Annotated in this window: 1 protein-coding gene; it reads left to right on the forward strand. The window is 67.1% G+C overall.

Translation table 11 applies throughout. The annotated features are described in order from the left end of the window. Positions 1–246: 246 nt before the first annotated feature. On the forward strand, positions 247–1,277 hold a 1,031-nt coding region (locus ACY45C_RS05285; protein ID WP_462186525.1), incomplete at its 3' end, for a ketoacyl-ACP synthase III family protein.

The raw sequence follows: 1,277 nt of genomic DNA on the forward strand, positions 1-1,277 counted from the left end.
ATTTCATTTCGACTCCTACACATAGGAGTCGACGCGGCGCGCACGCCCGGGGAGGCCACCCGCCGACGGATACCGCGTATCCACGAGGCAGGATAGGAATAGCGGCTTGTGAAACGCTAAACAAGCGTTCCGCGGTACGTCGGACCGAGTGGTCCGTGGCGGTCATGGTGTGGCCGCACGCAAGGACTTCTTTAGCCCGGATCGCCATCCTGGGAGTTCCTTCATCTGCCAGGTCAGGAGAATATCGTGCGTTGGGAAAACCTGTATGTCGCCGGACTCGGTGCGTACCTGCCGGAGCAGGTGCAGACCGCCGAGGAAGCAGTCGCCGCCGGCATCTACAACGCTGAGGAAAGCATTGCCAACGGTATTCGGGCGGTACGGGTCGCCGGCGAGGGCGAGTCCCCCGCCGAGATGGCCGCCGCGGCGGGCCGGCAGGCGGTGGAGCGGTCCGGGCACGGCCATGAGGACTTCGGCCTGGTGCTGCACGCCTGTGTCGGCCACCAGGGGCAGGAGATGTGGACCCCGGTCAACTACGTGCAGAACGAGACGGTCGGCGGGAGCGGCACGGCGATCGAGATCCGGCAGGGGTCCAACGGGGGTCTGGCCGCACTCGAACTGGCCGCGTCCCACCTGGCGGCCAGGCCGACCCAGACGGCAGCCCTGGTCACCACGGGCGACGTCTTCCAGCTTCCCTACTTCGACCGGTGGGGCAGCGACAGCCAGCAGGTCTACGGTGACGGCGCAGGCGCGCTCGTGCTGTCCTCGCGCGGCGGCTTCGCCCGGCTGTGGTCGACGGCCAGCTACTCGGACTCCAGCCTGGAGCCGATCTACCGCGGGGTGCACGGCTGGACCCCGGCGCCCTTCCACGACCAGCGGCCGGTCGACCTGCGCAGCCGCAAGAGCGACTATCTCCTGCGCAACGAGGACGCCTATGACACGGTGATCCAGCGGATGACCAAGAACGTCGGCATCGTGCTCCAGGAGGCGCTGGACGACGCGGACACCAACCTCGCGGCCACCAGCTTCTTCGTCCACGCCAACATCGCCGAGACGATCGCCCAGTTCTCCTTCTACATGTTGCTCGGCGTGGATCGCTCGACCACGACCTACGACTGGGGCCAGGACTTCGGCCACATGGGCGCGGGTGACCAGCTCATCGGCCTCAACCACCTGGTGGAAAGCGGACGCCCCAAGCCCGGCGACCTGGTCGTCACCCTCGGCGTGGGAACCGGATTCATGTGGACGGTCACGGTGCTGGAGTTCCTCGACATCCCGGC

The organism is Frankia sp. CcWB2, assembly GCF_977927585.1.